General features: G+C 65.6%; 21 protein-coding genes. 20 read left to right on the top strand and 1 reads right to left on the bottom strand.

Going from position 1 to position 22,232, the window contains the following annotated elements; translation table 11 throughout:
* The first annotated feature begins 38 nt into the window (after nt 1–38).
* The 8 genes from A4U64_RS19040 (at nt 39) to A4U64_RS19005 (ending at nt 9,416) form a co-directional block, all read left to right on the top strand.
* Complete coding sequence (locus tag A4U64_RS19040) at nt 39–854, top strand: enoyl-CoA hydratase/isomerase family protein (protein ID WP_006936325.1); 816 nt, start codon at nt 39–41, stop codon at nt 852–854.
* 48 nt (nt 855–902) lie between these two features.
* Nucleotides 903–1,940: an LLM class F420-dependent oxidoreductase gene (locus A4U64_RS19035; RefSeq protein ID WP_029541618.1), complete on the top strand. Its 1,038-nt coding sequence runs from the start codon at nt 903–905 to the stop codon at nt 1,938–1,940.
* Nucleotides 1,937–3,424, top strand: coding sequence for an acetyl-CoA acetyltransferase (locus A4U64_RS19030; protein WP_065922961.1), 1,488 nt, complete (start codon nt 1,937–1,939; stop codon nt 3,422–3,424). The genes A4U64_RS19035 and A4U64_RS19030 overlap by 4 nt, the downstream gene beginning before the upstream one ends.
* Before the next feature lie 77 nt (nt 3,425–3,501).
* Complete coding sequence (locus tag A4U64_RS19025) at nt 3,502–3,819, top strand: hypothetical protein (protein WP_029541620.1); 318 nt, start codon at nt 3,502–3,504, stop codon at nt 3,817–3,819.
* On the top strand, nt 3,816–4,271 hold the full coding sequence (locus tag A4U64_RS19020) for a Zn-ribbon domain-containing OB-fold protein (protein WP_006936317.1): 456 nt from the start codon (nt 3,816–3,818) through the stop codon (nt 4,269–4,271). Before A4U64_RS19025 ends, A4U64_RS19020 begins: the two co-directional genes overlap by 4 nt.
* Entirely contained in the window at nt 4,268–5,461 is a 1,194-nt protein-coding gene (locus A4U64_RS19015; protein WP_006936315.1) for a thiolase C-terminal domain-containing protein, read from the top strand. Before A4U64_RS19020 ends, A4U64_RS19015 begins: the two co-directional genes overlap by 4 nt.
* A 23-nt stretch (nt 5,462–5,484) precedes the next feature.
* The gene (locus tag A4U64_RS19010) at nt 5,485–6,945 is read left to right on the top strand and encodes an aldehyde dehydrogenase (RefSeq protein ID WP_065922960.1); all 1,461 of its coding nucleotides are present in this window, start codon (nt 5,485–5,487) and stop codon (nt 6,943–6,945) included.
* Between the two features lie 44 nt (nt 6,946–6,989).
* Entirely contained in the window at nt 6,990–9,416 is a 2,427-nt protein-coding gene (locus A4U64_RS19005) for a CaiB/BaiF CoA transferase family protein (protein WP_006936308.1), read from the top strand.
* Between the two features lie 81 nt (nt 9,417–9,497).
* Here A4U64_RS19005 and A4U64_RS19000 read toward each other — a convergent pair whose 3' ends face one another.
* Entirely contained in the window at nt 9,498–10,736 is a 1,239-nt protein-coding gene (locus A4U64_RS19000; RefSeq protein ID WP_050034668.1) for a cytochrome P450, read from the bottom strand.
* A gap of 418 nt (nt 10,737–11,154) precedes the next feature.
* Between A4U64_RS19000 and A4U64_RS18995 the strand changes: the two genes are divergently transcribed.
* The 12 genes from A4U64_RS18995 to A4U64_RS18940 all read left to right on the top strand — a co-directional run bounded on the left by A4U64_RS18995 (nt 11,155) and on the right by A4U64_RS18940 (nt 21,990).
* The gene (locus A4U64_RS18995; RefSeq protein ID WP_006936304.1) at nt 11,155–11,631 is read left to right on the top strand and encodes a cupin domain-containing protein; all 477 of its coding nucleotides are present in this window, start codon (nt 11,155–11,157) and stop codon (nt 11,629–11,631) included.
* A gap of 1 nt (nt 11,632) precedes the next feature.
* On the top strand, nt 11,633–12,856 hold the full coding sequence (locus A4U64_RS18990) for an LLM class flavin-dependent oxidoreductase (protein WP_006936303.1): 1,224 nt from the start codon (nt 11,633–11,635) through the stop codon (nt 12,854–12,856).
* A gap of 51 nt (nt 12,857–12,907) precedes the next feature.
* The gene (locus A4U64_RS18985; protein WP_006936302.1) at nt 12,908–13,720 is read left to right on the top strand and encodes a mycofactocin-coupled SDR family oxidoreductase; all 813 of its coding nucleotides are present in this window, start codon (nt 12,908–12,910) and stop codon (nt 13,718–13,720) included.
* Between the two features lie 75 nt (nt 13,721–13,795).
* Nucleotides 13,796–14,278: a Zn-ribbon domain-containing OB-fold protein gene (locus A4U64_RS18980; protein ID WP_029541633.1), complete on the top strand. Its 483-nt coding sequence runs from the start codon at nt 13,796–13,798 to the stop codon at nt 14,276–14,278.
* Complete coding sequence (locus tag A4U64_RS18975; protein WP_043799815.1) at nt 14,275–15,450, top strand: thiolase C-terminal domain-containing protein; 1,176 nt, start codon at nt 14,275–14,277, stop codon at nt 15,448–15,450. The genes A4U64_RS18980 and A4U64_RS18975 overlap by 4 nt, the downstream gene beginning before the upstream one ends.
* A gap of 18 nt (nt 15,451–15,468) precedes the next feature.
* Nucleotides 15,469–15,963 (top strand): lipocalin-like domain-containing protein, encoded by a 495-nt coding sequence (locus A4U64_RS18970; protein WP_043799817.1) that lies wholly within the window; start codon nt 15,469–15,471, stop codon nt 15,961–15,963.
* Nucleotides 15,964–16,033: 70 nt separating this feature from the next.
* Nucleotides 16,034–16,570 carry a flavin reductase family protein gene (locus A4U64_RS18965; protein WP_043799818.1) on the top strand — a complete coding sequence of 179 codons (537 nt, stop codon included), beginning with the start codon at nt 16,034–16,036 and terminating at the stop codon, nt 16,568–16,570.
* Nucleotides 16,570–17,232 carry a TetR/AcrR family transcriptional regulator gene (locus A4U64_RS18960; protein ID WP_043799821.1) on the top strand — a complete coding sequence of 221 codons (663 nt, stop codon included), beginning with the start codon at nt 16,570–16,572 and terminating at the stop codon, nt 17,230–17,232. The genes A4U64_RS18965 and A4U64_RS18960 overlap by 1 nt, the downstream gene beginning before the upstream one ends.
* 92 nt (nt 17,233–17,324) lie before the next feature.
* Nucleotides 17,325–18,740 carry an aldehyde dehydrogenase family protein gene (locus A4U64_RS18955; RefSeq protein ID WP_065922959.1) on the top strand — a complete coding sequence of 472 codons (1,416 nt, stop codon included), beginning with the start codon at nt 17,325–17,327 and terminating at the stop codon, nt 18,738–18,740.
* Nucleotides 18,741–18,787: 47 nt separating this feature from the next.
* Nucleotides 18,788–19,978: an aromatic ring-hydroxylating oxygenase subunit alpha gene (locus A4U64_RS18950; RefSeq protein WP_006936291.1), complete on the top strand. Its 1,191-nt coding sequence runs from the start codon at nt 18,788–18,790 to the stop codon at nt 19,976–19,978.
* A gap of 235 nt (nt 19,979–20,213) precedes the next feature.
* Nucleotides 20,214–21,563 carry an MFS transporter gene (locus A4U64_RS18945; RefSeq protein WP_043799826.1) on the top strand — a complete coding sequence of 450 codons (1,350 nt, stop codon included), beginning with the start codon at nt 20,214–20,216 and terminating at the stop codon, nt 21,561–21,563.
* Between the two features lie 274 nt (nt 21,564–21,837).
* A complete protein-coding gene (locus tag A4U64_RS18940; protein ID WP_373867490.1) occupies nt 21,838–21,990 on the top strand; it encodes a DUF1059 domain-containing protein in 153 nt (50 codons plus the stop codon).
* Nucleotides 21,991–22,232 lie beyond the last annotated feature (242 nt).

Raw genomic sequence — 22,232 nt, 5'->3', positions numbered from 1 at the left:
CTTCTTCTGTCGAATCCTTCGTCCCTGGGGAGAGCCATATGTCCGATGCGACACCGATCCTGACCGAGCGGCCGCGGCCGGGCATTCTCCTGATTCGCCTCAATCGCCCGGACGAGCTCAATGCCATGAACGTCGACCTCATCGACGCGCTGCACGAGGTGCTCGCCGAGGTGCGGGACGATTCGACCACCCGCGCGATTGTGCTCACCGGTGAAGGACGTGCCTTCTGCGCAGGTCTGGATCTGCGCGGATACGGAATCCCGCAGGGTGCGACCGAGGGGGAGGGTCGCGCGCAACTCGGACTGCGGGTGCAGAAGCACATCGCGGGTCTCGTCGATGCATTCCGCGGTGCGCGGCCACCGATCATCGCGGCCGTCAACGGGGCCGCGGCGGGCGGCGGAATGTCACTCGCCCTCATGTCCGACATACGCATCGTGTCCGAATCCGCGGTGTTCCATGCCGCGTTCATTCGCCGCGGCCTGTCCAACTGCGACATCGGAATGAGCTGGCTCCTGCCCCGCATGATCGGCTTCTCCCGGGCTGCGCAGATCATGCTCACCGGCAGGTCCATCGACGCCGCCGAAGCCGAACGGATCGGGCTCGTCTCGTCCGTCGAACCCGCCGACAAGCTGCTCGACGTCGCGCTGGACACCGCCGGGGCCATCGCACAGAACAGCCCGTTCGGCGTCTGGATGACCAAGGAAGTGATGTGGTCGAACCTGGAGGCGCCCAGCATGCGCGCTGCAATCGACCTCGAGAACCGTACGCAGATCCTCAGCTCGTTGACGCGCGATCACAAGGAAGCCGTCGTCTCGTTCCTCGAGAAGCGGCCGCCGGCGTTCCAGAATCACTGACCGGCACCGATTGATTCGACGACACACCGAAGAGGCAGTGAAAGCAGCATGAGAGTTGGAATCGCCGCAGGGTATTGGGGTTCGGGCCCGCCGCGCAATGTCGAACGGATGCTCGCCGAGGCCGAAGCGCTCGGGGTCGACAGCTTCTGGACCGCCGAGACCTACGGGTCCGACGCGCTGACACCTCTCGCGTGGTGGGGTGCGCAGACGTCGAGGATCAAGCTGGGGACGTCGGTGTGCCAGATGTCGGCGCGCACACCGACGGCGCTGGCGATGGCCGCGCAGACCCTCGATCACCTCAGCGGTGGTCGCGTGATCATCGGCATCGGCGCGTCCGGGCCGCAGGTCGTCGAGGGCTGGTACGGGCAGCCCTACCCGCGACCTCTCGAACGCACCCGCGAGTACATCGAGATCATGCGGCAGGTGTGGGCGCGTGAGGAGCCGGTGACCTACTCGGGACGGCACTACCAGCTGCCGCTCCAGGGCGGCTCCGGACTGGGGAAGCCGCTCAAGTCGATCGTCCACCCCCTGCGTAACGACGTCCCCGTCTACATGGGCGCCGAGGGCCCGAAGAACGTGGCGCTCGCCGCCGAGATCGCCGACGGCTGGACGCCGCTGTGGTTCTCGCCCAAGAGCGACGAGTTCTACCGCACGGCACTCGCCGAAGGCTTTTCGCGTGAGGGAGCGCGCCGCACCGCCGACGACTTCGAGGTTGCGAACGTGTGCTGGCTCCTCGAGAACGACGACGTGGAGAAGGCCGCCGCCCGGCTCAAGCCGACGGTCGCGCTCTACGCCGGCGGTATGGGGGCCAAGGGTGCCAACTTCCACAACGACGTGTTCGCCCGCATGGGGTGGGGCGAGGTGTGCGCCGAGATCCAGGAGCTGTACCTGAGCGGGCGGCCCGAGCTCGCCGCACAGGCCGTGCCCACCGAGATGGTCGAGGACGTCGCCCTGGTCGGTCCCGCGGACAAGATCATCGAAGAGATCGAAACCAAGTGGAAGTCCACGTGCCTGACCACCCTCATCCTCGGTGGGTGGCCGAAGCCGGAGAACCGCGAGCGCATTCTGGAGGCAGTGCAGTCGTGACCCTCGATCCGAGAACCCCGATCCTGGTCGGCACCGGCCAGGTCGACGAACGCGGCCGCGGCGTGGAGCCCGTCGATCTCATGGTGCGCGCGGCGCGCGAGGCCGCTGCCGATGCCGGGTCCGCGCGCCTGCTCGAACTGGTCGACTCCGTCCGCGTGGTCGGGCTCCTGTCCTGGCGTTACCGCGACCCGGGCGCACTCGTCGGCGAGCGCATCGGCGCGACCGTACGGCACACCGGTTACTCCGGAAACGGTGGGAGCACGCCGCAGGTGCTGGTCAACGGTTCCGCCGAGGACATCGCCGCTGGCCGCGCCGACGTCGTGCTCATCGGTGGCGCCGAATCCTGGCGGACCCGCATGAAGCTGCGGGCGCAGAAGCAGCGACCCGAGTGGAGCGTGCAGGACGAGTCGGTGCCCGCCGCCGAGATCATGGTCACCGATGTGCCGATGGCGGACGAGAGCGAACGCCGGATCGGTCTGGACCGGCCCTCGTACGTCTATCCGCTGTTCGAGCAGGCGCTGCGGGTCTCGGCGGGACGCTCCCTCGAGGAGCACCGCGAGTTCATCGGGGGCCTGTGGTCGCGGTTCAGCAAGATCGCGGCAACGAACCCGAATGCGTGGGTGCAGCGGGAGTACACCGCGGCGGAGATCGCGACACCGTCGCCCGAGAACCGGATGATCTCCACGCCCTACACCAAGCTGCTGAACTCGAACAACATGGTCGATCAGGGCGCGGTGCTGCTGATGTGCTCGGTCGAGACGGCCGCCCGGCTCGGTATCCCGCGGGAGAACTGGGTCTTTCCGCAGTCCGGCACCGAATCGCACGATACGTATGCGATCGCCGAACGGGGTGCCCTCGACGGGTCACCGGCGATTCGCATTGCGGGGGCGCGGGCTCTCGAGCTCGCGGGTATCGGGCTGGACGATGTCGCGCACGTCGATGTGTACTCGTGTTTTCCGTCGGCGGTACAGGTTGCGGCGAACGAGCTGGGGTTGGCGCTGGATGATCCGGGTCGGCCGCTGACCGTGACCGGTGGTCTGACGTTCGGGGGTGGCCCGTGGAACAACTACGTGAGCCATTCGATCGCGACCATGGCGAAACGGGTGCGTGAGTCCCCGGGTTCGTACGGTCTGGTGACCGCCAACAGCGGCTATCTCACGAAGCACGCCATGGGCGTGTACCGGACGGAACCTCCCGCCGGAGGATTCCGGCGGCTGGACGTGCAGGCCGAGGTGGCGGGGCAGCCCACGACCGCCGCGCTCATGTCCTACGCGGGCACGGCGTCGGCGGAGTCGTGGACCGTGGTGTACGGCCGCGACGGTTCGCCGGAGCGTGGTTTCCTCGCGGCACGCACTGCCGCAGGGGAGCGAACCCTCGCGGCGACCACGGACGCCGAGGATCTCGCGCGCCTCACGGAGGGCGATGTTGCAGGTCAGCACGTTTCGATCACGGAGGACGGGCAGTTCCACTTCGCGCGACGTTGACGGCATTTATCTAACGACATAAGGTTATTGCACTGACGGACACGACAGGCTCGTGTCACGAATCGAGGAGTTCACAGATGTCTGTCGAAGACTTTCGTGCACTGTACGAACAGCATGTCGGCTACGTTGTCGCCGGAAACATGAAGGCCGCTCTCGCCGACATGGTGCGAGAGAACATTCCGCAGGTCTTCGACGGAATCGACACCCCCCGCGAGGCCACGAAAGGCTTCGAGATCAAGGACGTGCGCGCCGAGGGCGACCGGATGGTGGGCGAGACCGTCTACGACATGGGCGACCGTTCGATCGGGCTGCGCTCCATCTGGGAGCTCCACGACGGACGCTGGCTCGCGGCGAAGCTCGAGAACTTCCCCGCCGGAACGGAGGCGAACGCATGACCGCAACAGAACTCGCGACCGAACCGTGGGGACCCGCGCCGGACGGACTCGATCAGCCGTACTGGGACGGTCTCCTTGCCGGTGAGCTGCGCCTTCAGCGCTGCAGCGATTGCCGCACGTGGATCTGGGGGCCGCAGGCCATTTGCGGTCACTGCCACAGCTTCGACCTCGGATGGGAAACCGTCGAGCCGGCCGGCACCGTCTACAGCTGGAATCGCAGCTGGTACCCGTACATGGACGAATATGCCGAGCGGTTGCCGTACGTGACGGTGCTCGTCGAACTGCCGCACGCCGGTGGCCGACGGGTGCTGGGCATTCTCGCAGACGACATCGACGCGAACCCCGAGATCGGCGACCGGGTCGTCGGAGTCTTCGAGCGGACCGAGGGCGCCGCCTGGCCGTTGCTGCGCTGGCGCCGGGCCGATTCGATCGTAGAGGGAGAAATGCGATGAGCGCCAACATCATGCGCGGCGCGACGGCCGTCGTCGGCGTCGCCGAACAGCATTACAAGCGCGGCGAAGCCCCGCACAGCGAGAAGCGCATGACTCTCGAGGTCATCCTCCGGGCGTGTGCCGACGCGGGTATCAACCCCCGCGAGATCGACGGCTTCGTCTCCTACGCGGGCGGCGCCAACGACGGCGCCATCATCGGCGGCGCACTGCTGATCGACGAACTGCGTTGGTCGAACATGATGTGGGGTGGGGGCGGCGGCAGCGTCGCAGCGGCCATCACGAATGCGGCCACTGCGATCGCCACCGGTCAAGCCGAGTGTGTTGTGGTCTATCGCGCGATGACGCAGGCGGATACGGGTCGGCTCGGATACGCGAAGTACCACTACGGCAGTCACTTCCTCGCGCACGGCATCGGCTCGCCCGCGCAGATCTGCGCGATGCGCACCCAGCGGATGCTCGAGCACGGCGGGGTGCCGCGGTCGGCCATGCGATCCCTGGTCCTCGCGTCGTACCAGCACGCGCAGAGCAACCCGACGGCGCAGGGTTACGGACGCCCACTCGACGAGGAGACCTACGAGGATTCGCGGTTGATCGCAGAGCCGTTCCACCTGTTCGACTGCTCCCGTGAAAGCGACGGTGCGGTCGCGCTGGTGCTCGTCTCGGCCGAGCGGGCGAAGACCTTGCGTCCCGACCCGGCGTATCTACTGGCAGGCGCGCAAGGTGCACCGGGCGGATACTCGGAACTGATCGACAACGATCTCGGCGAGCAGTACATGACCGCCGGATTCGGCCCGGCCAACAACGGAAAACCCGGTGTCGCCGAAAGGCTTTGGTCTGCAGCCGGTCTCGGACCGGATGATGTCGACGTGGTCCAGGTCTACGAGAACTTCAGTGGTCCTGCTGTCGCGGCACTGATCGATCACGGCCTCTGTCCGCCGGGGGAGGCTGCCGGCACCTTCATGACCGTCGAGAACCTCACCGCGCCGAACGGCAAACTGCCCATCAACACCAGCGGCGGCAACCTCGCCGATTCGTTCATCAACGGTCTGAACCTCGCGGTCGAAGCGGTCCGGCAGATCCGCGGCACCTCGACCAACCCGGTGGAGGGCGCGAAGACCTCCCTGTTCATCGGCGGCCCGATGGCGCCGTTGGTGAGCTCGGTGCTGTTCGGCCACGAAGACACCCTCTGACCGCCACGTCCGAAAGGCACGACATGAACGACCGTGACACCAATAGTCTGGACCGGAGCGAGCTGTTCATCGGCGGACGGTGGGTAGCGCCGAAGTCCGGTGGCGGCGTGGACGTCATCGAGGCGGCCACCGAGAAGGTGCTGGGTACCTCCGCTCTCGCGTCCGACGCCGACATCGATGCGGCCGTCGCGGCCGCGCGTACCGCCCTGACGGGTCCGTGGAGCAGGCTGACCAACGTCGAACGGGCCGACCTGCTCGACACGTTCGCGGCCGCCCTCAAGTCACGTGGTCGCGACACGTCCCGGCTGGTGAGCCGCGAGAACGGCATGCCGATCGCGCTGTCGGGCGGTGTGAACGGTTTCGGCCCCGCGGCGATGCTCTCGTACTACGCAGGTCTGATCCGCGAAGCGTCCAACGAGGACGTGCGGCCGAGTGCATTCGGCGGTCGCACCGTCGTGCGCCGCGAGCCCGTGGGCGTGGTCGCGGCAATCACGCCGTGGAACTACCCGCAGCCGCTCGCTGCGATGAAGCTCGCTCCCGCGCTCGCGGCGGGATGCACGGTGGTGCTCAAGCCCGCCCCCGAGACCGCACTCGATGCGTTCGCCTTCGCCGACGCCGCGCTCGAGGCGGGCCTGCCCGACGGTGTGGTCAACGTCGTCCCCGCCGACCGCGACGCCGGTGCCTACCTGGTTTCGCACCCGGGCGTCGACAAGGTGGCGTTCACCGGGTCCACCGCGGCAGGTCGCGCGATCGGGGCGGTCTGCGGTCGGCTGCTGCGGCCGGTCACGCTCGAGCTCGGCGGCAAGTCCGCGGCGATCGTCACCGAGCACGCCGATCTCGACGTCTTCGCGAAGAACCTGCTCGAGGTGTCGCTGGTCAACAACGGCCAGACCTGCCACGCGAGCACCCGGATCCTCGCCCCGCGCTCGCGGTACGACGAGGTCGTGGACGCGGTCACCGAGACCGTGCGGGCACTGACCGTCGGTGATCCGCTCGACAAGGCCACCAACGTGGGTCCGCTGGTCTCGGCCGCGCAGCGCGACCGCGTCCTCGGCTACATCGCTTCGGGCCGCGCCGACGGCTACCGCATCACCACCGGCGGCGGCGTCCCTGCCGACCAACCGCTGGGGTGGTTCGTCGAGCCGACCGTGTTCGCCGACGTCGACAACTCCGCGCGCATCGCGCAGGAGGAGATCTTCGGTCCGGTGCTGACCATCACCGCGTACGACGGTGAGAACGAGGCAGTTGCCATCGCCAACGACTCGGAGTACGGACTCGGCGGCACGGTCTGGACCACAGACGAACAGCACGGCCTCGACCTCGCGGCGCGGATTCACAGCGGCACAGTCGGAGTGAACTACTACGCCCTCGATCTGGACGCGCCGTTCGGCGGCGTCAAGTCGTCGGGGCTGGGCCGCGAGCTCGGCCCGGAGGGACTGGCACCGTACTTCACCGCGAAGTCGGTGTACTTCGGAACTCGCTGACCAGAGCCAGGTCTCGCGGCGAGCACACACTATTGGAGCACAAGATGGCACTACCTCTGCATGGTGTCCGGGTACTGGAACTGACGGACGGATTCGGCGACACCGCGGGCCGGTTCCTCGCCGACCTCGGGGCCGAGGTCGTCCGAGTCGAACTGCCCGGAGGCTCGCCTTCGCGCTCGGCGCACCCGGTCCGGAACGGCGTGAGCGTTCCGTTCGCGCTGCGCAACGCGAACAAGCTCGGCGTCACGCTCGATCTCGAGGAGGACGAAGGCCGGGACCGGTTGCGCGCCCTCGCGCGGCGCTCGGACATTCTGCTGGAGTCGTTCCCCCCGGGCTTCCTCGCTGCGCGCGGCGTGGGTACTGCGGACCTGTGCCGGGCCAATCCCGCGCTCGTGGCCGTGTCGATCACCGGTTTCGGTCAGGACGGTCCGTATCGCGACTGGGCGGCGACAGAGCCGGTCCTGTATGCGCTCAGCGGTGTATTGTCGCGTTCCGGTGAGCCGGGGGAGCAGCCTCTGCTGCCGCCCGACGGGCTGATCGACGAGTCGGTAGGCGTGCACACGGCGTGGTCGGCGCTACTCGCCTACTTCGACCGGTTGCACACCGGACGTGGCCAGACCGTCGACATCTCGGCGTTCGAGGTCATCGTGCACGGCTTCGATCCCGGATTCGGTGTGCAGGGCTCCGCTGCCGCCGGCCGTTCCGAGGACTTCCCGCGGGGCCGGCCCGACGCCGCCAACTTCTACCCGGTCTATCGCTGCGGCGACGGGCAGGTGCGCATCTGCCTGCTCGCGAAGCGGCAGTGGCGGGCGATGTTCGAATGGCTCGGTGAGCCGGAGGAATTCGCGGATCCGACATACGACACCATTCCCGCGCGATTCGCTGCGTCCGCTCGCCTCAATCCGCTCATCGAACAGCTGTTCAGCACCTATACCCGCGACGAACTCGTCGTCGAAGGTGCGGCCCGGGGCATCCCGATCGGTGGTCTCAACACCGTGTCGGAGGTCTTGACGACCGAGCATTTCGATGCGGCCGGTACGTTCGTCGATACCGAGATCTCACCCGGCGTCACCGCGCGAGTCCCGTCCGGGTACGCGAAGGTCGACGGGCAGCGAGCCGGAGTGCGCATGCGTGCGCCAGAACTCGGTGAGCACAACGACACGGTGTTCGGGTCCGACATCGACGGGGCTCACGATCCGATTCCCGCACTGCAGCGCGAACCGGGTGGGCGGCCGTTCGAGGGTCTTCGGGTCCTCGATATGGGTGTCGTGGTGTTCGGTGCTGAACTCGGGCGCCAGTTCGCGGACAACGGCGCCGACGTCATCAAGATCGAGAACTCGAACTTCCCGGACGGATTGCGTCAGTCGAAGCGGGGTGCGGCCCTCGCCGCGTCCGTGGCGTGGGGCCACCGTAACCGCCGCAGCCTCGGACTGAACCTGCGCAGTCCCGAAGGCATCCGCATCTTCAAGCGGCTGGCCGCCGAAGCGGACATCGTGCTCGCCAACTTCAAGCCCGGCACTCTCGCCTCGATGGGGCTCTCGTACGACGAGCTCGCCGCGATCAATCCGCGCATCATCGTGTCCGAGAGCAGCGCCTTCGGCAGTGTCGGCCCGTGGAACAAGCGGCTCGGCTACGGACCGCTGGTACGGGCAGCCTGTGGTGTCTCGGCGCTCTGGCGGTACTCGGACACCACTGATGCACTGTGCGACGGCTCGACTGTCTACCCCGATCACATCGCCGGACAGGTCACCGCAACCACGATTCTCGCCACGCTGATCCACCGGCTGCGGACCGGGCGTGGCGCCGCGATCGAGGTCGCTCAGGCCGACACCGCGATCGTGCAACTGGGTAGCCAGCTCGTCGCGGAACATCTCGACCCTGGGTCGATCGGCGCCCCGGGAAATTCCGATCCGTACTCGGCGCCCTCCGGGGTGTACCCGTGTGGAGGTGACGACGAGTGGTGTGTCGTCACCGTCCGCGACGACACGGACTGGGCGAGGCTGTGCGGTGTAGTCGGCCGGCCCGACCTCGCCGACGACCCTCGTTTCGCCACCGCCGAGCTCAGGATCGACCACCGCGCCGAGGCCGACGAGGTGCTGACGGAGTGGCTGCTGCGGCACACGCCGACCGAGGCGATGGAGACTCTGCAGGCGGCTGGAATACCGGCCGGGGCCATGATCCGGTTGCCGGAGCTGCTCACCAACCCTCAGCTGATCGCGCGCGGTGCGTACACCGAGCTCGAACACGAGCTGCTTCCGGCGCCGCTCCCGACCGCGAAGCAGGTGGCGCACTTCGCGACGTTGCCGGACTGGCCGCTGCGGCAGGCGCCCCTGGCCGGTCAGCAGACACGTGAGATCTGCGAGAGAGTGCTCGGGCTGAGCACAGTCGAGATCGATTCGCTCGTGCGCGACGGCGTGCTGCAACCGCCCGCCGACGATCCGGCGCTGTCGCCGGTTCCCTCCACTGTGTGACACAGCCGAGAAGGTCCCCGGAGCTTCCTCCGGGGACCTTCTACTGTTCGGGCCGACTTCCTGCGACCGGGTCGAGCGGGATCAGCGCGTCGACGGCGTGAACGTGATCGGCAGCTTCTCGCATCCACGGACCTGGGACGAATGGAAGACCGCGGGATTGTCCGGAACGAGCGCGTAGTCGGGAATCCGCTTGTGAATCTCCTCCATGGCGAGCCTCAGCTCGAGCCGCGCGAGATGGGAGCCGAGGCAGCGATGCGGGCCGGCGCCGAACCCGATGTGGCGGTTGGGGTGCCGTTCGATCTGCAGCTCGTCAGGGTTGTCGAACTCGTCGTCGTCACGGTTGGCGGAGGTCATCAACACCAAGAGTTGGTCGCCGGCCTTGATCGAGACACCACCGATCTCGGTGTCTCGGGTCGCACGCCGGCCGCCGCTCGTGGCAGTCTCGATCCGCAGGATCTCTTCCACCGCCGACGGAATCAGCGTCGGGTCGTCAAGGATCGCCTCGCGCTGCTCGAGATTACGAGACAGGTGGATGAGTCCCCAGGCGAGAGCGCCTTGGACGGTGTGGAGTCCCGCGACGAGAAGCAGGAAGAACATCCGGCACAGTTCCTCGTCGGTGAGCTGCCTGGGTGTTCCTTCGACGTCGAGTGGGGTGTTGATGATCTGCGCCGTGAGGCTCCCGGAGTTGTCGTCGCCGGAGCGGACCCGGGCGACCACCTGCCCGAAGTACTCGTAGATCTCGCCGGCGGCCTTCGCGCGGGCCTCGGCCGATTCCTCCTCGCTCGCGCCGGGGATGCCCTGGAGCGTGATGTCGGTCCACTCCGTGAATTGCGGTGCGTCGCTCAGTGGCCACCCCATGAGCGCAAGGAAGATCCGCGTCGGCAGTTCGTGTGCGAACTCGGAGATGAACTCGCACTCGCCCTTTTCTGCGAAGTCGTCGATCAGCGCGGTGATGATGCCCCGGATCTCGGGCTCGAGCGCCTTCATTTGCTTGGGACTGAACAGCGGCTGAAGTGCCTGCCGATAGTAGCTGTGTTCGGGCGGGTCGAGTTCGAGTGGAAGGAATTTACCCTGCGCGGCATTGAGCAGGTTGTTCGGGAAGCTCGAGAACGTCTCCGGATCCTGGAGCACCTGGAGTGCCTCGCTGTATCGGGTGACGACCCAGTGTCCGCCGTGATGTGGGGAGTAGAGGACCGGCCCTTGCTTGCGTAACGCAGCGACACGCTCCTGGAACACATCGGCCGGCACGGCCAGGGACGGGTCGTACACATCGAAGTCGGTGATCAGATGTGCGGGAATTTCGATCTGTGTCGTGATCATCGGCGATCCTTCGCGAGGGGAGTGATCCGGAGAGCGCCTCGGCGGGGAGGGGTCTTCCGGGGAGTCAGGTGATGTGGCGCTGTGACGAGCGCGGGCTGACGTGGGGAGGGGCGATTGCCTTGGGACGACGGTAGATCAGTCGTTTCCGACCGGTCAACAGCGTATGTGCTCATGTCTGCGTTTCGCAGGGGAATTGCTGTCGCGCAGTCGGTGCCCGCTTGACCGATTAACCGATAGCATTTAGATTGATCGGTGTGATGCGCAGCACTCGCGTGCTGCGGGTGGGGCGCGTATCACACGTAGCACGCGGTGCTTCCCTGTTCGTGTCCGTGAACTGAAATCTGTTGTGGGACAGAACGTACTGTCTGCAATCCCGGCGCCGTTCGTCGTCGCAGAATTGTCTCCCGGAGGGGCAAACATGGGCTTTCGTCGCGTAATCGCAGTCGAACGCAAGGGCGCGGCCGTGCTCGTCGCCGACGAGCAGATCGAGAGGCTGGACGCCGCCGGAATCGACCCCATCTGGCGAACCGACTCCGATCCCGAGGTCCCCAATTCCGGTGAAGTACCGGACGCCGTCGGATTTCCGGATCCGGGCGGAGTGTGGGTGATCGGCTGGGTGCTCGAGCCTGGTCGCATCGGCGACAGCGACAACGGAATCGTCGTCATGGACGACGAGGATCCGGGGTTTCATCGGACGGATTCCGTGGACGTGCACGTCCTTCTCGAGGGTTCGCTCGTGCTCGAACTCGACGACGGTGTGGAGATCGAACTGAATCCCGGCGACACGGTGGTGATCAACGGGAACAGGCACCGATGGCACAACCGAGGAGAACGGACCGCTCGGGCCATCGTCACCATCTGCGGCGCGTCACGCAATGACCGACAGGAGAACTGAAATGGAATCGGCAACCGAGAACACCGGGTCGAACGTGAACTATGCGCCGGCTGCGAGGAAGGCTCCGCTCCGGTGCGGAGTGTTCCTTCCGCCGTACCACAATCCCCGCCGTAACCCCACGATGGCGATCGAACAGGATCTCCGCCATGTCGAGGATCTCGATCGGCTCGGTTTCCACCAGGTGTGGTTCGGCGAGCATCACAGCGGTGGATACGAGGTCGGTCCGTCACCGGAACTGATGATCGCGGCAGCTGCACAGCGCACCGAGCGCATCGAGCTGTGCAGCGGTGTCATCTCTCTCCCGTACCACCATCCGTTGATGGTGGCCGACCGAATCACGTTCTTGGATCACATGACTAGAGGACGCATCAGGATCGGTGTCGGGCCGGGCGCGCTCGTGGCCGACTCGCAGATGATGGGCATGGACTACAACCTTCTGCGGCCGCGGATGGAGGAATCCCTCGACGCCATCCTGGAACTGCTCGAGACACCGGGGCCGGTCGACCGGAAGACCGAATGGTTCTCCCTCGAGGATGCCCGAGTGCAGCTGGGCCCCTATTCGTACCCCGGCGTGCCGATCACCGTCGCGGCGGCGATGTCCCCGTCCGGACCCAAGCTGGCCGGCAAGTACGGACTCGGTCTGCTGTCCATCGGTGGCACCAGTGACAAGTCGTTCGAATTGCTCGAGCAGACGTGGGGTATCACGACCCACGAGGCGAACGAGCACGGTCGGACGGTCGACCGCGGTGACTGGGCGATCGTCGGCAACATCCACATCGCCGACACCTTCGAGCAGGCCGTCGAGGACACCCGGTACGGGCTGCGCGACTTCATGGATTACCGCCACGTCGTCACCCCGATGAAAATGATCGAACCCGGCGAAGAAGTCGCGCACGAGGAACTGGTCCGGCGCGTCAACGAGTCCGGATACGGCTGCATCGGCGATGCGAACGACGCCATCGACTACATCCAGAAGATCATCGACCGCACCGGCGGCTTCGGCACCTTCCTCGCGACAGCACACGACTGGGCCGACACCGAGGCCACCTCACGCATGTACCGCATCCTCATGCGCGACGTCATGCCGCGCTTCACGGGCGCCTGCGAACCGCTGCTGAACTCCTATCACTGGACCCAAGCGCGCAAGGACGGCTTCAGTGAGCGATTCGCGACCGGCATCAGCCAAGCGACGCAGGACTACGAGCGTGTGAAGAGCGCGCGGTAGTCGATCCGGCAAGACCCCGCTCAACACCGTTATCCGACAGCAGGAGAATCGATGACCTCACTCGACGGAAAAGTAGCAATCATCACCGGCGGAGCTCGCGGCCAGGGTCGCGCCCACGCGCTCACGCTTGCCGCTGCCGGCGCCAGGATCGTGGTGTGTGACGTCGCCGCACCGATCAAGAATGTGCAGTATGCACTCGCGACACCGGGGGACCTCGAGGAGACGATCCAGCTGGTCAAGGAAGCCGGGGGTGAGATTGCCGGCATGCAGGCGGATGTGCGAAGCAGTGCGGACATGAAGGCTGTCGCAGATCTTGCGGTATCGCAATTCGGAAGGATCGACATCCTGCTGGCGAACGCCGGAATCCACGATCACTGCGAGTCGACGATCGAGATCGAAGACGACGCGTGGCAGACGATGCTCGACGTCAACCTCACCGGAGCGTGGAAGGCGTGCAAGGCTGTCGTACCGGTGATGATCGAGGGTGGTCGAGGCGGATCGATCGTGATCACCTCGTCGGTCGACGGACTCGGCGCTTCTCCCTCGTGGGGGCACTACGGCGCCGCGAAGCACGGACTCCAAGGCTTGAAGGACACACTCGCGTTCGAGCTCGCCGATCACAACATCCGCGTCAACACGGTCAACCCCACAGGGGTCAATTCGCCCATGGCGGAGGGACTGTCGAAGGTGTTGCCACACGTGGTGCGGAAGTGGAAGCACAACGACCGCACGAATCTGCTCGACGTGATGATGCTCGAACCACAGGATATCTCCGACGCCGTGCTGTGGCTCGTGTCCGACGGCGCGAAGTACGTGACCGGGATCGACCTGCCGATCGACGCGGGCTACCTGACCAAGCACTGACCGACCGGACTTTCTGCGACACCCGCCCGTAGGGCGAAGGAGCGATATGCCGATTCACGAAAGCGGTGCGATCCGATGACACCGGGTCCCGGGGTGGCCCGCGAGTTCCCGGCCACCGTCCTGGCCGGTCCGTACGCGGACGGCCTGGACCTGCCGTATTGGGAAGGTCTGCGGGCGGGTGAGCTGCGGCTGCAGAGATGCGGCCGGTGTGGACTGTGGATCTGGGGACCACGCTGGATGTGCGGACAGTGCCGGGCGTTCGACCCGGCATGGGTCGCCGTGGAACCGGTCGGACGGGTCTTCTCGTGGTCGCGGACCTGGCACCCCTTCATCCCGGAGCTGGCCGGCGAACTGCCGTACGTCACGGTTCTCGTCGAGCTCCCGCACGCCGGGGGGCGACGAGTGCTCGGTCTGCTGGCGGAGAACGACGATGCGGACATCGCCATCGGTGACTCGGCTGCGGGAATCATCCAGCAACCTGCCGACTCGCCCTGGCCGGTGCTCCGCTGGCGCCTCGCGAGTACTGCGAACGGGACCGAACGGGGAGACGAGCGATGACCGGCTCATTTCTCCGCGGTGCCGCAGCCGTCGTGGGCGTCAGCGAATTCCACTACAAACGAGGCGAATCGCCCGACAGCGAACTTCGGATGACGTTGCGCGCCATCGTCGAGGCTGCTGCCGAGGCCGGGGTGTCGCCCCGCGAGATCGACGGCTTCGTCTCGTACGGCGGCGGTGACAACGACGGGACCGTCGTGGGTGCGTCACTGATGTCGCACCGGATCCGCTGGTCCACCATGATCTGGGGTGGTGGCGGTGGTGGTGCCGCCGCGGCGATCACCAACGCGGCGGTCGCTATCGCAGCGGGCCAAGCACAGTGCGTGGTCGTGTACCGCGCCATGGCACAGCGGGATTCCGGCCGCCTCGGATATGCCAAGCACCATTTCGACGGTCACATGCTCCCGCACGGAGTCGGATCCCCCGCCCAGGCCTGCGCACTGCGCACCCAGCGGATGCTCGAGCACGACGGCGTCCCGGAATCCGCGATGAGGTCCCTGGTTCTCGCCGACTACAAACATGCGCAGCAGAATCCGGCTGCCGCGGCGTTCGGGCGTCCTCTCGACGAGTCGACCTACGAAGCCTCGCGGATGATAGTCGAGCCGTACCGGCTCTACGATTGTTCTCGTGAGAACGACGGAGCCGTTGCTCTGATCCTCGTCGCTGCCGAGCGCGCCGAGAAGCTCCATCCGAATCCGGCCTACGTGCTGGCCGGCAGTCAGGGCGCGGTAGGGGGCTACGCCGTCGACACGGAGAACGATCTCGACTACACCTCGGCGGGATTCTCCGGGGCGGCGGGGGTCGCGGAGAGTCTGTGGGCAGATGCCGACCTCGGTCCCGACCAGGTCGATGTCGTCCAGGTCTACGAGAACTTCAGTGGTTCCGGGGTGGCCGCGCTGATCGATCACGGGCTGTGCCCACCCGGCGCCGAAGCCGGCAAGGTCATGACCCTCGAGAATCTGACGGCTCCGCACGGACTGCTCCCGGTGAACACCAGCGGGGGCAATCTCGCAGATTCGTTCGTCAACGGGATGGGGCTGGCAGTCGAGGCCGTGCGCCAGGTGCGCGGAAGCTCGGCAAACCAGGTGCCCGGGGCGAAGGTGTCCCTGTTCATCGGCGGGCCCATGGCCGCACTCTCGAGTTCGGTACTTCTCTGCACGCGCGACGTGCTGTGAGCTGAAAGGAAGCAGGACATGAGCACCGACACCGACACCGACATCGATGGCGTCTCGATCGCCCAGCGGATCGTCGGGGCCTGGGAACTCGTCGAGTACTCGACAACCTCCGATACGGGAAAGGTCGACTACCCGCTGGGTCCCGAGGCTCGCGGACTGATCATCTACTCGGCGGACGGGTACATGTCGGCACAGATCATGCGTTCCGGCCGAACCCTCTACCGGACGCGCAACGTGCACAGCGGCGAGATGGGCGAACGAAGCGAGGCCGCCGGGGGGTACCTCGCCTATTCGGGTCCCTACCGTGTCGACGAGGACAACTCCGCTGTCTGGCACGAGATGGCGGTATCGCTGTTTCCGAACTGGATCGGCGACGACCAGAAGCGGTACGTGCGCTTCGAGGGTGACGTGATGACCCTGTCGTCGGATCCGCTCGTGTTCCGCACCACCACGCTGTCTCCGGCACTGGTCTGGCGACGGATCACACCCCGCGCGGTACGGACGGCGCCATGAGCCCGATGCAGCTCGTTCCTGCAGGCGAGATCCGGGTGCACATCGCACCGGCCAGATGAGAGGACGACACGTGTCGACTCGAGTGGACAGCAGCACCGGCCCGGCAACGGACACTCGGGCGCTCCGCGACGTCTTGGGACATTTCTGCTCCGGTGTGACGGTGGTGACGGCGATGGTAGGCGACGAACCGGCCGGATTCACCTGTCAGTCGTTCTCGGCGCTGTCGCTGGATCCGCCCCAGGTCCTGCTGTGCCCGAGCCGGCGTTCGACGAGCTGGCCGGCGATTCGTACCGCCGAGACGTTCTGTGTCAACGTACTTTCCTCGGGCCAACACGCTCTCAGTGACCGCTTTGCGAAATCGGGGGGCCGGAAATTCGACGGAGTGCGGTGGCGCCCGGCCGAGGGCGGCGCGCCGATCATCGGCGGGGTGGCAGCGTGGTTCGAGGTGGCGCTGGCTGCGGAGCACGACGGTGGCGATCACCTCATCGCGGTTGCCGACCTCCTCGGCTTCGGGTCCGATCCGACCACGCAGCCACTGGTTTTCCATCGGAGTCGATACGGCGGGGTTGTGGAACTGAGTCTCGGGTCGATCGAAAGGGGGACGTGATGGGACGACCGGCAAAGCCTCTGATCAGCCGGAGTTCGACGATCGCGGCAAGCATCGAGATCATCGACACCGAAGGTATGGCTGCGTTCAGCCTGCCGCGCGTGGCCAAACACCTGAACGTGAAAACCTCCTCGCTGTATCACCACTTCGCCGATCGCCGTGAGCTCATGACAGAGGTGGCGAAGGAGCTCATGACCGGGGCCACGGTGCCCGAGTATTCGTCGGATACCGACTGGGTGGAATGGTTCGTCGAACTCAGCCTCAACTACCGCGACGCGATTCTCCGCCATCCCAATGCCGCTCTCGTGCTGGTGCAGTTTCTTCCGCGCGACGTCCTCACGAGAACGTACGAAATGTGTGCCCGAATCCTCGAGGACGGGGGCGTACCGGCGCGCCTGCACGTGGTGATCCTGGACGGACTGGAGAAACTGGCACTCGCCACCACTCTGAGCGATCTCATGCGCGACCCGGTCGGCAGCACGGAGGTCTTCCCGAATGTCGACGAGCGGAGACACCCGACGCTCACCCGCGCGCTGGCAGCCAACCGATGGTCGTCGCGCGAGCTCTTCGTGGTAGCGATCCGAGGATTCCTCGCCGGTGTGATGGGTGTGGCCACCGCACCGGTGAGCGACGAAGGTCTGCGGGACCTCGTCGGATCGTAAGCGGTAAGCCGTTGCTTCTTATGCCTTCTCGGTGACGAGCAGCTCGGTGTACCGGTGAATTCTGTCAACTCGATGATACGGAGTAAGCCATCGTGACCCTTGATCTGTACGTGGACGGCACGTGGAGTGCCTCCACGAGCGCGGAGCGTATCGACGTCGTCAACCCGACCACCGAGGAACGCATAGGGGATGTCCCCGCCGGGGCTGCCGCAGATGTCGATGTGGCGGTGGCTGCCGCGCGGCGGGCCTTGGAGCAGTGGTCACAGACCGCGCCGCACACGCGGGCGGAGTTCGTCTCGCGTCTGGCCGACGAACTGGAGCGGCGACAGGAGGAGATCACCGATATCGTCGTCGCCGAGGTCGGCACCCCACGCAGGGTGGCGCGTTGGGCCCAGGTCGGACTGGGTATCGTCGACCTGCGTGAGGCCGTGACCGCGGCGAGGGACTTCCCGTGGGAAGAACAGCTCCGCAACTCCCTGATCGTGCGTGAGCCTGTCGGGGTGATCGGGTGTATCACGCCCTGGAACTACCCGTTGCACCAGATCACCGCCAAAATCGGGGCTGCGCTCGTGACCGGGTGCACGGTGGTCGTCAAGGCCAGCGAGGTTGCCCCGTTCACCGCCCACGCCCTGGCGGAAGCGGTCGACGCTGCCGGAGTTCCGGCCGGCGTATTCAATCTGGTTCACGGGTACGGTCCGATCGTCGGCGAGGCCATCGCCATTCATCCGGACATCGATATGGTCAGCTTCACGGGATCGAACTCGGTCGGCAAGCGAGTCCTCGAACTGGCCGCCGGGACAGTGAAGCGGGTGTCGGTCGAACTGGGTGGAAAGAGCGCCGCTGTGCTGCTCGACGACCTCAGCGACGAGGAGTTCGGTAAGGCCGTGCCGCACACCGTGCGTGCCTGCTACATGAACGGCGGACAGTCCTGCAGTGCGCAGACTCGTTTGGTCGTACCGCGCTCCCGCCTGGCCGAGGCGGAGAAGCTCGCCGCGAAGGCGGCCGCGGCATATGCGCCCGGCGATCCCGCCGACGGCGACACGAAGCTCGGACCCATGGTTACCGCATCTCAGCGTGAGCGGGTCCTCGACTACATCCGTGCCGGCGTCAAGGAGGGCGCAAAGCTCGTCGCCGGGTCGGTCGACGCACCGGCCCGTACCGGATTCTTCGTCGAACCGACCGTGTTCTCGGAGGTGGACCCGGACAGCACGATCGCTCAGGAGGAGATCTTCGGTCCGGTGCTGTCGATCATCGCGTACGACACACCCGAGCAAGCGATCGAGATCGCGAACGGCACGATCTTCGGTATCGCCGGCGCTGTGTGGTCCGGCGACCCCGAGCGCGCGAAGTCGGTTGCGCGCAGGATGCGTGCGACGCAGATCGAGGTCAACGGTGGAAAGTTCAACGGCGCTGCGCCTTTCGGCGGATTCAAGCAATCCGGCCTTGGGCGTGAGGGCGGGGCATTCGGCCTCGAGGAGTTTGTCGAAATCAAGAGTCTGCAGCTCTAGCGACGTTCTTGCGGGGACCGCCGCGGTCCCGCGAAGGAGTGAGCACGATGGTCTACACCGATCTTCCGTACGACGAGGCGACGAAAGCGGGTTTTGCCCGGGCGTTGTTCGATCACCTCGACCACGACACCACCGATATGGCGCCGGAGATCCTCGAGGTCGATCCGCGCGTCTACACCGATCCGGAACTGGCGGCCCGCGAGCGCAGAGAGCTGTTCGGATATGTGCCGATCATCGCGGCGCACAGCACCGAATTGCCCGGCAACCACGACTTTGCGACGGTCCAGTTGCCGAACAACGAGATTGTTCTCGTTCGGCAGGCGGACGGTGGGGTTCGTGGGTTCGTGAACACCTGCCGGCATCGAGGCGCCCGGCTCGTTCCCGAGGAGAGGGGTTCGAAGCGCATCTTTTCGTGCCGCTACCACGGGTGGGCGTATGGGAGCGATGGCAGTCTGCGGTCGATCGCGGACGAGCCGACGTTCGGTAGGGTCGATCGTCGCTGCATGAGCCTGCTGGAGGTTCCGGTCGAGGAGCGACATGGTTTCGTCTGGGTCGTCGACTCCGCCGCGGGTGATCGAACGATCGACATCGCGGAGTGGCTCGGCCGGGAGTTCGACGAGTCCCTCGCCGCCATGGAGATGGACAAGTACCACTGCCATATCGCCCAGAACTTCGATGTGGACATCAACTGGAAGGTCTTGATGGATGCCTTCCTCGACGGCTACCACATCACCTCGACCCACGCCGGAACTGTTGCGCCGTACTTCTACAACAACGCGCAATCCTGGGAACCCATGGGCAGGCACGGACGAATGGTCACGGCACGCAAGAGCATCGACACGGTGCGAGGTGTCGCGCCCGCGGACGCCCCGATCGACCGGCACATCACCGTTGCGCACTTTCTGATGCCCAATATGTCGGTGCTGCGTCAACCGGATCATCTGGAGGTGCTCAACTTCGTCCCTGCTCCGGGCACGCCCGTCGGGGCTCGGATGCAGATGCGTCTTCTCACTCGGGAACCTGCCGTGACGGACGAGCAGAAGGCGCGGTGGGACAAGAACTGGAACATTCTGATGGCGGTACTTCGAGAGGAGGACCTCGTCGTCAACGAGGGTCTGCAGAAGGCCGTTACGAACACGGACATCGGACCGATCTACTTCGGGCGAAACGAGATTGCCAACCAGCATTTTCATCAGTGGATGGCGCGTGCGTTCGAGGATTCGAGGAAGTGGGGCTGAGCTCCGAAGTGCTCATTCCGGGCTTGTCGCCAGTACCGATAGACATTAGATTACTGCCCGTGTGATGCAGGGCATACCGCGGTGGTAAAGGGCTTATCCCGCAGCCCCGCACCTCGACGGTCGCGATGAGCTTGCAATCGAACGATTCTGCCCCGTTGTCGACACACGTCGACAACCGCCACTCGCGCGTTCATCGGCATCGAACCCAGATACCCCACAACCCGAAGGAACCAACATGTCGCAGATCTCCGGCCTGGGGAAGGAAAGGGCCGTCTCGGGTGCCCGATCCGTGGTCCTCACCTGCTTGGCCATCACCATCCTCGATGGTGTCGACCTCATCATGTTCGGCGCAGTGCTTCCGACGTTGCTGGAAATCGAACAGTGGGGGATCACCACCGCCTCGGCAGGGTTGATCGGCAGCTTGTCGCTGTTCGGAATGATGGCCGGCGCAATGCTGGCCGGCTACCTCACGGACCTCGTCGGCCGGCGACCGATCGTGCTCGCCTGCATTGTGAGCTTCAGTCTGTTCACCGGGTTATGTGCCATTGCGCCGAATCTCGAGACCTTCGGCCTCTTCCGGTTGCTTGCCGGCCTCGGCTTCGGCGGAGCCCTCCCCACCCTGATTGCGCTCACCCAGGAATACGTCAAGGTCGACCGACGGCAGTTCTACAACGGCGTCATCCAAACCGGTTTTCCCATCGGCGGGTGCGTGGTCGCCATCGCCGCCATCTTCATGATCCCTGCCTTCGGCTGGGAATCGATGTTCGCAGTGGGTGGCCTCCTTGGGGTCGTGTTGTTCGTCATCGCATACCGAAGCCTGCCCGAATCGATCGCTTTCCTCGTGAGCAAGGGCCGGCACGATGAGGCCCGCGCGTTGACGCAGCGTTACTCGGTTGATCACGGTGCCGAATCCGGCCTGGCCCTGGAGGAGTCGAAAACCGCGAATGCCGGTTCCAAGTCGGGTCTGAAGCTCCTGTTCGCACCCGGATACAGGATCGCGACGATCATGTTCCCGCTCATCACCTTCTTCGGCCTTCTCGTCTCGTACGGCATGAACACCTGGATTCCTCAGATGCTGAGGGCCTCCGGCTACGATCTCGGGTCCGCGTTGACGTTCCTGCTCGCCTTCAACATCGGTAGCGGGTTCGGCATGGTGGTCATCACCGGTCTGGCGGATCGACTGGGATCGCGTCCGGTGATCTCGGTGAGCTTTGTCGGGGGAGCGATCGCAGTGTCCGCCCTGACCCTGCAGCCGGCACAGGCGCTCGTGTTCGGGTTGGTTCTGCTGATCGGCTTCTGTGCGTCCTCCACGACGGGCGTTTACGGATTCGTCGGGGTCTTCTACCCGGCCGCTGCGCGTGGCACAGCGCTCGGACTGGCGGTGGGGCTGGGCCGGTTGGGTGGTGTCTGCGGGCCCATTCTCACCGGAATGATCATGAGCTCTGCGCTCGGAGCGGACTGGGCCTACTACGCCTTCGCGTTCGCTGGAGTGGCTGCCGCAGTGCTGGTGTCGTTGGTTCCCCGAAGGACCAATGCCATGCATCGGACGGACGCGCCTGTCGAAAAGGCCGCGGAGCCTGCCTGATCGATTCCGAAACGTGAGGGGGCTGGGAGACGGAGGCGCGCACGTAGCCTTCATCTGCGACCCGAGCTTCGCGACGTTCCTGCTGTGTCGCACTGGCGGCTCTATCGACAGCAGAGGGCCGGCATCAGGGCTCCGGCGGTTGTGTAACCTACGTACGTTAGATATTGTGGTGTGATGTCGCCCACATCCGGCCCGGCGCTCCCGAGCCTCTCGGTCGACGAGGGCGGACAGGGGTGTCACCGACCGTACCGATGGCGCAGAAGGGCCGACCGCTATGAGGATGAAGACGAGATTGACCTGCCCGTGTGGAGCCGTGGTCACGGGCACGGATGAAGACGACCTGGTTGCGAAGGCCCGGTCGCACCTGAGCGAGTCACATCCCGGAATGGAGTACTCGCGCGATGAGATTCTCTTCATCGCGTACTAGCAGTGTCGCGTACTAGCAGTGTCGCGTACCGGCAGTGTTTCGCCAATGGTCAAGCGGCTGTTCATCAACGACATCGATGCGGTGAGGAGTCGATTCCCGCGCAAGGGTCCTCGACACGTCGATCCGGCTCGGCTGATTTACAAAGAACGATTGACGTATCACTTCTCATGTATGTAAGCTGAATCACATGACGGTGCGAACCCTGTAGGGAAGTCGCCGTCCTCCAGCATCTTCCATCCCTC

It is taken from the genome of Rhodococcus sp. WB1 (assembly GCF_001700945.1).
Lineage (GTDB): Bacteria > Actinomycetota > Actinomycetes > Mycobacteriales > Mycobacteriaceae > Rhodococcus > Rhodococcus aetherivorans.
Note: the sequence above shows the minus strand (reverse complement) of the source record. Positions and strands in the feature narration are given on the sequence as shown.